General features: G+C 66.0%; 9 protein-coding genes. 4 read left to right on the forward strand and 5 right to left on the reverse strand.

Going from position 1 to position 9,228, the window contains the following annotated elements; genetic code table 11:
- Positions 1-97: 97 nt before the first annotated feature.
- On the reverse strand, positions 98-367 hold the full coding sequence (locus VGE27_RS15610; RefSeq protein WP_331050598.1) for a hypothetical protein: 270 nt from the start codon (positions 365-367) through the stop codon (positions 98-100).
- A gap of 100 nt (positions 368-467) precedes the next feature.
- Positions 468-797, reverse strand: coding sequence for a hypothetical protein (locus VGE27_RS15615; RefSeq protein WP_331050599.1), 330 nt, complete (start codon positions 795-797; stop codon positions 468-470).
- Positions 798-1,116: 319 nt separating this feature from the next.
- Between VGE27_RS15615 and tdh the strand changes: the two genes are divergently transcribed.
- The 4 genes from tdh (at position 1,117) to VGE27_RS15635 (ending at position 5,336) form a co-directional block, all read left to right on the forward strand.
- Complete coding sequence (gene tdh, locus VGE27_RS15620; protein WP_331050600.1) at positions 1,117-2,142, forward strand: L-threonine 3-dehydrogenase; 1,026 nt, start codon at positions 1,117-1,119, stop codon at positions 2,140-2,142.
- Positions 2,143-2,157: 15 nt separating this feature from the next.
- On the forward strand, positions 2,158-3,354 hold the full coding sequence (locus VGE27_RS15625) for a glycine C-acetyltransferase (RefSeq protein WP_331050601.1): 1,197 nt from the start codon (positions 2,158-2,160) through the stop codon (positions 3,352-3,354).
- Positions 3,355-3,625: 271 nt separating this feature from the next.
- Entirely contained in the window at positions 3,626-4,207 is a 582-nt protein-coding gene (locus tag VGE27_RS15630) for a hypothetical protein (RefSeq protein ID WP_331050602.1), read from the forward strand.
- A gap of 70 nt (positions 4,208-4,277) precedes the next feature.
- Positions 4,278-5,336, forward strand: a complete 1,059-nt coding sequence (locus VGE27_RS15635; RefSeq protein WP_331050603.1) for a 6-bladed beta-propeller — start codon at positions 4,278-4,280, stop codon at positions 5,334-5,336.
- On the opposite strand, the gene VGE27_RS15640 is transcribed toward VGE27_RS15635, so the two are convergent.
- The 3 genes from VGE27_RS15640 to VGE27_RS15650 form a co-directional block, all read right to left on the reverse strand.
- Positions 5,337-5,930, reverse strand: a complete 594-nt coding sequence (locus tag VGE27_RS15640) for a DNA-3-methyladenine glycosylase (RefSeq protein WP_331050604.1) — start codon at positions 5,928-5,930, stop codon at positions 5,337-5,339.
- 30 nt (positions 5,931-5,960) lie between these two features.
- Positions 5,961-8,078, reverse strand: a complete 2,118-nt coding sequence (locus VGE27_RS15645) for an NYN domain-containing protein (RefSeq protein ID WP_331050605.1) — start codon at positions 8,076-8,078, stop codon at positions 5,961-5,963.
- Between the two features lie 125 nt (positions 8,079-8,203).
- Positions 8,204-9,228 (reverse strand): class I adenylate-forming enzyme family protein (locus VGE27_RS15650; RefSeq protein ID WP_331050606.1); only part of this gene is annotated, 1,025 nt, incomplete at its 5' end.

The following is a 9,228-nucleotide window of genomic DNA, read 5'->3' on the forward strand; positions in this document are numbered from 1 at the left end:
ACCAGCGACGCAACGGATTGCATATACGTGAAAGGCGCCGGCAGACATGCCGGCGCCTTTCACGTATATGGGTACTGCGACGTCGCGAACGACCGAATTACATCGCGACCGGAGCCGGTGCCGCGACCTTCTTGGCGCGCTTCACCGTCTTGCGGGTCTTCTTGGCCGCCTTCTTCGCGCCCTTCTTCGCAGCCTTCTTGGCGCCCTTCTTGGCCGCCTTCTTCGCGCCCTTCTTGGCAACCTTCTTCGCGCCCTTCTTGGCCGCCTTCTTCGCAGCCTTCTTCACCGTCTTGCGAGCGGCTTTCTTCGCGACCTTACGGCCACCCTTCTTCGCCGCCTTCTTGGCGGCCTTCTTGGCAGGAGCCATTGGAACAACTCTCCTCTCGAGGAGGTGGATCGTGCTCCCTTTCCCCCGGTGGAAAGGTGAGCGCACAAACCGCGCAGCGCATGCGCTGCCACGGCTTGCGCTACGCGGCCTCCAGGAGGCGCGCGCAGTCTGGTGTTCGCCGTGACCGTCGCAGAACATCGCGCGACGAAGCGAACGGGATGGAGAACCGGTTGGCCGTATCGGCGAACTGGTCAGCAGGTGCGTGATAGGATGGGATGATCGCGGCGATCACGACGATCGAGCTCGAACGCTGTTGGAGCGAGACAGCGGAGCACGCCATCGTTCCGCGCACAGGCGCGATCAACGACGGCGAAGCGGAGACCCGCTCGATGAAGCGGCAGGTCTCGGATGAGAGGGTCGCAAGCGCGACGTGGTACTGCGGGTGGAACTCGTGCCGGACTATGGCCACGCGTTTCCGATGAGGACTGCGCGCCCCGAGACGGTGAACTGCAAAACGCTCGGGGAGTTCGATGTGGACAGCGCGCGCAAGTCGTTGAATTGACGCGAATATACGCGTGGATAATTCCAACGCGCAATAGCGCGTATAAAGAACGCGCGCGATTACTAAAGGCAACATTGTCGCGGCGCACCAAAAATGCCCGCGCCGCGCACGTATTCGGCGCCGCGCGCGGCCCTGTTCTCCGCCCGGCACGCATGCGACTTTTCGCCTTCTCAATGCACGCCTCACTCTGCGCCGACGCCCGCGTCGGCCTTTCTCTTGGAGCAACATGAAAGCGCTCGTGAAGCAGACGGCCGGTCGCGGTCTCACTCTCACGGACGTTCCCGTGCCCACGATCCGCGACGACGAGGTGCTCATCCGCGTCCGTCGCGCCGGCGTCTGTGGCACCGACGTACACATCTACGAGTGGGACGCCTGGGCCGCCGGACGCTGCAAGCCACCGTTCGTCGTTGGTCATGAATTTGCCGGTGACGTCGTCGCCGTCGGCAGCTTCGTCGAAACGGTCAAGGTCGGTGACCGCGTCACCGCCGAGGGACACATCGTCGACGAACGTTCGCTCTTCAGCCGCACCGGCAACGCCCACGCCGACCCGTCCACCCGCATCATCGGCGTCGACCGGGATGGCTGCTTTGCCGAGTTCATCGCGATGCCGGCCACGAACGTCTGGCACCTCGATGACGCGATCAGCTACGACATCGGTGGCATCCACGATCCGATGGGCAACGCCTTCCACACCGCCCTGACCGCCGACATCCCCGGTGCGGTGGTGCTCGTCACCGGGTGTGGTCCGATCGGCGCGTTTGCCGTCGGTATCTGCAAGGCGGCCGGTGCGGCGCGCATCATCGCCACCGACGTGAATCCGCGCCGCCTCGAACTGGCCCGTACCATGGGCGCCCATGATGCAGTCCACCCCGACCAGGCGCGCGACGCCGTCATGGCGGCGTCCGATGGACACGGCGCCGATGTCGTGCTCGAAATGTCCGGCGTGCCCAGCGCGGTGCACCAGGCATTCGCCCTCGCCCGCCCGGCGGGACGCGTGAACATGCTCGGCATTCCGTCCAAGACCATCGACATCGACTTCGCCACCGAGATCATCTTCAAAGGCCTGACGATCTACGGCGTGGTCGGCCGTCGCATGTACGACACCTGGCATCAGATGTCCCGCTTCATCCGCTCCGGTGCCTTCGATCCGACGCCGGTGATCACGCACCGCCTTCCGCTCGAAGCGGTCGACGAAGCGATGCAGCTGATCAAGAGCGGCGAAGCCGGCAAGATCATTTTCACCATCGACTGACCGACCTGCCTCGCGATGTCTGCTCTTTCCACGGAACTGCAAGCCGAGCTCGACGCACTCCGCGCCGCCGGCACCTACAAGCGCCTCAACCATCTCGAAGGCCCCCAGGGGGCCCGCGTGCAGATGGAAGGGCGCGGAGAAGTCATCGTCCTGTCGTCCAACAACTACCTGGGGCTCGCCAACGAGCCCTCGGTGGTGAAGGCCGGCGTGGATGCCCTGCACCAGTTCGGCGCCGGCACCGCCAGTGTGCGCTTCATCTGCGGCACGTTCACCGTGCACCGCGAACTCGAAGCGGCGCTTGCCCGTTTCGTCGGCACCGAAGCCAGCCTGAGTTACGTGTCGGCCTGGAATGCCAACGAAGCGCTCACGCCAACCATCGCACGGGAAGGCGACTTCGTCATTTCGGACGCGCTCAACCACGCGTCCATCATCGACTCGGTGCGCCTGGCCAAGGCCATCACCAAGTGCACGACGGCGGTCTATAAGCACGCCGACATGGACGATCTGCGCGAGAAACTGCGCGCCAACAAGGATGCCAAGCGCAAGATCATCTGGACCGACGGTGTGTTCTCCATGGAAGGCGCCATCGCCAAGCTGCCGGAAATCCTGCAGATCGCCCGCGACGAAGGCGCTATCGTCGTGATGGACGACTCCCACGCCACCGGTGTGCTGGGCAAGACCGGCCGCGGTACGGCCGAACATTTCGGCGTGGTCGGTGAGGTCGACATCATTACATCCACGCTCGGCAAAGCACTGGGCGGAGCAGCCGGCGGCTTCATCGCCGGCCCGGGGGCGTTGTGCGATGTGATGACGCAGCGCTCGCGGCCGCAGCTGTTTTCCAATGCGCTCCCGCCCACCGTGGCGGCCAGCGCACTGGCTGCGGTGCAGCATGCGGAAGCCCACCCGGAGCTCGTGACGAAGCTGGCCGAGAATGCGCGCTACTTCCGCGGTGCCATTCAGGAGGCCGGGTTCAACCCGCTGGCCGGCGAAACACCCATCGTGCCGATCATTGTGGGCGAGACAGCACTGGCCATTCGCATGAGCGATCTGCTGCTCGAGCGCGGCGTGTTCGTGACCGGCTTCGGATTCCCGGTGGTGCCGCAGGGTCAGGCGCGCGTGCGATGCCAGGTGAGTGCGGCGCACACAAAGGACGATCTCGATGCGGTGGTCGCGGCGTTCAAGGATGCGGGACGCGTGGCGGGAATTCTGTAACAGCGGTTGTGGGTCGCGGGGGACGGGCTTGGAGGTGAACTGCTCAGTAGCGCGTTACGGGTCACGAAACCCGCGACCCGACACCAAGCTGGTGATCCCCGAACCCGTTGCCTCGCGACCCGCCACTGCCGTGTTGTAACGCACGACTAATGATCCGTTAATCCAATTCGTCTGGACGTCCCATGTGTCGGGACGCACTGTTGGCCCCACGCTGGACCTGTCGATGGCTGTGCCACGACCACCTTGGGTGCCGACGATGCCGTGTTGCCGATTGCGAATACATCCACTGCTGCTGCTCGCCGCCTTGCCATTGGTCTTTGTGCTGCAGGGCTGTGCGGAAGCGGCGCCTCCCGTCAACCAGACCAGCGTCAACGTGCGCCCTGTACTGCGCGCCGCGGAGGGGCAGTGGCACACACCCTCCGAACTGACGACCTGGCGCTCGATCGTGGACAGTGGGCGCATCGTGGCCATCCATCAGGATTTCCGAGGGCCTGCGGAGCGCATCGGATGGCGCGTGTTCCGCTATGAGACGGCCGGACGCCTGAGCCACTTCAGTCAGGGGGCATTCGGCGCCAGCGATTCTCTGGCCCGCCGCGACGCCGAGCGCATGCGTGACAGCGGCCTGACGATCGAGACACTGGAAGCCATGCCGGAGCCAGTACGTCAGCAACTTCTCGTCGTGCATTTCCTCGCCGACCTGCCGGTACTGTCACTCGCCCGCGCCGGTCGCCAAACGCAAACGCTCCCCCGGCCGCAGGTCAACAAGATCGTGGATCAGGCCGCGGAGCTGTTCGTGCGCGCCAGCGACACCGTCGCCACCGCAGCTTCCAGCCGCGTTCCATCGCTGCGCTGACGGCGATGAGCCATACACCTTTTCTGTCCGCGAGTATGTGATGATTGCGAAAAGGCTTTCTGCCGGAATCGTGGCCACGACACTGCTGTCGCCCGTCGTACTCCCCGAGGCCCTGCACGGTCAGCGCCTCAAAGTGGATGCCGCACCCATGACCATGATCGGGCAGGATCAGGTGGATGCTGCAGACCTCCAGGTGATCACCAATGCCACGCGCCTCCCCGATGGACACATCGTCGTGGGGAACCGGGGTGATCATGCACTCTTCCTGTTCGATGCCAAGGGCGCATTCGTGCGACGCACGGCAAGAAAGGGAAGAGGACCGGGTGAGGTGAATGGCCTGAGCTTTCTCTACCGCTGCGGCGATCGGATCTACACGCACGACACCATGGGTGGGCGCGTGCAGGAATTCACGCTGGATCTCACGTACCGTCGGGCGTTTCGTTTTGCCGTTGATCCCTTTCGCACCGCCTGCAACGATCGACAGCAGTTCGTGCAGATGGGATGGGAGTCCGACAAGGCGATGGTCGACGGTCCCTTTCGTCCGACCGTGGACTATCTCCTCGCTGGTGCCGATTCACTGAAGGGCACATTGCTGGGGCGCTTTCCCGGGTCGGAGCGCTTCGCCAACGAACCGCTGCCGCTGGGCAAACAGCCACGAGTGGCCATCAGCAGCGATCGCGTGTTCATCGCCCTGTCAGACAGTCTGCATGTGCAGGTGTTCGATCGTACCGGCAAGCCCCTCGCACCCTATCGCGCGGCGTGGACGCCCGTTTCTTCCTCCGACGCCGACTGGAAGGCGGAAATGGAGCGGGACATCGCACAGTTCGGTGAGGCACTTCGCAAGCCCATCGAAGCCAGCTATCAGAAGAAGGCGCGTCCGAAGACCCTTCCGGCCACGCGCGACATCATCGCCGACGCGCTCGGCAACTTGTGGGTGCAAGCCTTTCCACGCGGAGGCAGTGCACCCGTCACCTGGACCGTCTTCGACAGCAAGGGCGCCGTGACGGCCCGCATTTCACTCCCCTCATCGCTCGACGTGGTGGAGATCGGTCGCGACTACCTGCTCGGCCTCGCGCACCACCCCGACAACGACTTCCCGGAAGTTCGGGTCTATCGGGTCACGCGCTGATCATCGGATGGGCCGCGGCGACATCACCCGGAACCGCAGGGGCCAGTCCACCGCCTTGCTGATGCCAATACGCGGACCGATCACGACGTGGGTGTCATGCACCGGAGGGCCGGCGAGAATCGTGAGAGATGAGGCGCCGGTCAGCAGCAGACCGTCCTGCGCCCGCGTGATACCCAGCGCGGCGCACAGCTTGCCGGGGCCATCACACAAGGCCGTGTCACGGCGGGCACGTGGCCGCCGAAGACGCATGGCGCTCAGCCCCTGTATCGGCTCGAGGGCGCGGATCAGCACTGCACTGCCGTAGCCATCCTCACCCGTGACGGCATTCACGCACCAGTGCATGCCGTAGATGAAGTACACGTAGGCCGTGCCGGGCGGGCCGAACATGTGCCAGGTGCGGGCGGTGCGCCCAGCGGCCGAATGGGACGCCGGGTCGTGTGGACCGAGGTAGGCCTCGGTCTCGATGATGCGCCCGCTGACCACCTGCGTGCCGTCGTCATGCTGCAGGACGGCACCCAACAGGTCACGCGCGACCAGTGCGGCGTCGCGCAGATAGAACCCGGACGAAAGAGGGGCGCCCTCATGCTCACGCATGCGGACGCCCCTCACCCTCGAACGGACCGGTCACTTCCTGGACGCGGCCTTCTTGGCAGGAGCCTTGGCCGCCTTCTTCGCCGGGGCCTTCGCGGCGGTCTTGGCCGGAGCCTTGGCCGCCTTGGCAGGGGCCTTGGCGGGTGCCTTGGTCGCCACCTTGACCGGAGCCTTGGGAGCAGTCTTGGCCGCCTTCGCCGGAGCCTTGGCCGCCTTCTTGGCGGGCGACTTCCGTCCCGCCGGTGCTGCGGCCTTCGGAGCGTCCGAAACCGCCTCCACGGGCGCTTCAGCCGGCGTGGCGGGGGCTTCCTCCACCACCGGGGCAGGCACGGCTGCGACCGGAGCAACTGGAGCAGCCGGAACCACCGGCGTCACCGGGGCGATCGCCGCGGGGGCGATGACCGCCGGGGCAGCTCCCACCACACCGACCATGAGCAGCTCGGGCGGCAGTCCGCCCTTGCCACGTGCGCCCATCCCCCGGCCGCTCACACCGCGAGCCCCCATACCACGGGGCGCCGCCGGCTGCGAGGCCGCCAGTGCCGCCGCAGCAGCCTTGTGGGCGTCATCGGCCGTCTTGAGCTGTTCCACGATGCTGGCCGCTTCGGCCGCACGCGCCAACTCCCAATCGTCGCCGCGACGGCGCAGGTCGATCAGGTTGGCATCATGCGCGTCCTGCAGGATCCGCTCGAACATCCGTGCGCTCAGCGATTCGCTGTCGCGGCCCAGCAGCTCGAACGCCCGCTGACGCGCCGCACTCGCGCTGGTGACGGCTTCGCCGCTGACCAGCGACTCCACCGACCGGCGCACGAGATCGAAGGCGTCACTGCGCGTGAGACGCTCGCCACTGCGGCCCACCGTATCTGCCACCGGCGTGCCGAACGGCGCACCCAGCGACAGCGGGGCCGAAGCCGGTACCGGCGCTGGCGTCGCGGCCACTTCACCAGCCGCCTCCTGCTCGCCACCCTCGGCACGCGGACCACGATCGCGATCGCGGAACCGGTCGCGCCCCCGTCCACGGCGACGGCCACGATCACGCCGCTCAGCACGCTCTTCCGCCGTGCCCGTTCCGCTGTCTTCACCCGCCGCACCCTGCTCATCGGCGGTCTCGTCAGCAGTGGCCTCGCTCGGCAGCGGCCGAATCCCTTCGGGCTCGACAAACACGCCCTGCGGGATGGCCACTTCGGCCGTCACATCGAGCGGCACGTCGGTCGCATCGCCGGCTTCCGTGACACCAGTGGCATCCGTTGCCACTGCACCGTCCTGCACATCCCGATCGCGATCGAACCGGTCACGACCGCGACCACGGCGGCCCCGACGACCACGACGATCATCCCGATCACGTTCACCGTCACGCCGCGGCTCGGCATCGGCCGCAGGGGCTGCCGGCACCAGCGCGGACGCCGTGCCCTCCGGCGCGTCCACTTCGAGCTGGCCGCTCTCGAGCTTGGTGACATGCAGCAGGCCACGCTGCTGTGCTTCCTGCACGAAGCGCGAGAACTTGGGATGACCGAGGTTCTTCTCGTCGAACGACGCGTCGATTTCCTGCATCACCTGCTTGAGGCGATCGGAGCGCATCACATCGCCGTTGCGCTTCATGCGACCGATGGCCTCGGTCACGAGCTGCCACGGATCCCAGCGCGTGGTTTCGTCCTCACCGGTCTTCACGAGACCGGCGAGCGCATTGTACGAGTAGTACTCGTCGCAGTTCATCACCAGCAGGTCGCTCGACGACTCGCGGATGCCCACGCCGATCACGTACTTGCCGTACTCCTTGAGCTTGATGACCATGCTCGAGAAGTCGGAGTCGCCGGAGAGCAGCACGAAGGTGCCGATCTCGGGGCGGGTGAACACGAGTTCGAGCGCATCGATCGCAAGGCGGATGTCGGTCGCGTTCTTCTTCGACGAGCCGTAGGCCGGCGCGAAGATGAGGTCGATCGACGCCTCGGTGAGCGGCACGATGTACTGCGGGTAGCGGCGCCAGTCGGCATACGCGCGACGCACGGCGACCTTGCCCTTCACGATGTCCGACGAGAGGAGGTTCTTGAGCTCCTCCTGCAGATCGGAGCGAATACCCATCGTGACATTGTCGAAGTCGATGAGCAGCGCCGCGTTGGGCGCATGCGCCGGCGGCGCGGCATTGGGCGACGTCATCGGCGTGACGGCTTGCGGCCCGCGATGGAACGGCGCGACGGAACGGGACGGCGATGCGCCCGACCGGGGAAGATGGCGACTCATGAACCAGCCTGGATTCGAAACGGGGTGATCGAGCGCATCGCCTACAGCGCCGAAGCGCTCAGGGCGTTCGCACTCAGCGCGATTGCGCGCGCGAGCTCTCGCCGACGCACCTTGCCGCTCCCGGTCATCGGGAACGCGTCGAAGAAGCGGACGAGGTCGGGAACTTTGTCGGCAGCCATCGTATCGCGGGCAAAGCGCTTGATTTCGTCGCCCGTGATGACTGCCCCTTCCACCGCAACGATGCACGCGCAGACCAGTTCTCCCATGACGTCATGGGGCACGCCGATCACGCAGACATCGTCCACTGCCGGATGCGCCCGGAGGCGATCCTCGATTTCGCGCGGGTAGAGCTGCGACCCGCCCCGCGAGATGGTTTCCTGCCGACGACCGAGGATGCGCACGCACCCGTCTTCGTCGATGATGCCGAGATCTCCGGTGAGGAAGAACCCGTCCGTCGTGAGCACCTTCGCCGTCTCGGTGGGCATGCGGAGATAGCCGCCCATCACGTTCGAGCCGCGCACCGCGAGCTCACCCACGGCTTCGGGGCCATGCAACTGCCCCGACAACAGGTCCATCGCCATCACTTCGATGCCCGGCATCGGGACGCCGACGGAGTGCAGCCGGCGATCCTCGTTGTCATCGAGCCGGGTCACGGTGACCGCGCCCCCGGTTTCGGTGAGACCCCATGCGACCAGCACATCGCACCAGCGACGCACCTTGCGCACCAGCGCTTCGGCGACGGCGCTACCGGCCATCAGTCCCGTGCGAATGGATCGCAACCGCGCCGGATCGAACGCGCTCTCGCGCATGAGCAGGTGATACTGCGCCGGCACACCAAGCAGCACAGTGGTCTGCGTTTCGGCCATCAGGTCGAGCGCCGCAGGGGCATCGAACGACGGCTGCAGTACGATCGTCGCGCCGCTGGCCATGGTGCCCACCATCGCACTGAATCCGAAGATCGCGCTGAACGACACGAGCGTGAGTACGCGATCATCGGGTTGCACGACCAGCACAGCCGCCGTGCGCACCGCGTTTTCCACGACCGCCCGGTGCGACAGCTGCACCG

Origin of the sequence: Gemmatimonas sp. (assembly GCF_036405635.1) — a bacterium.
Classification (GTDB): domain Bacteria; phylum Gemmatimonadota; class Gemmatimonadetes; order Gemmatimonadales; family Gemmatimonadaceae; genus Gemmatimonas.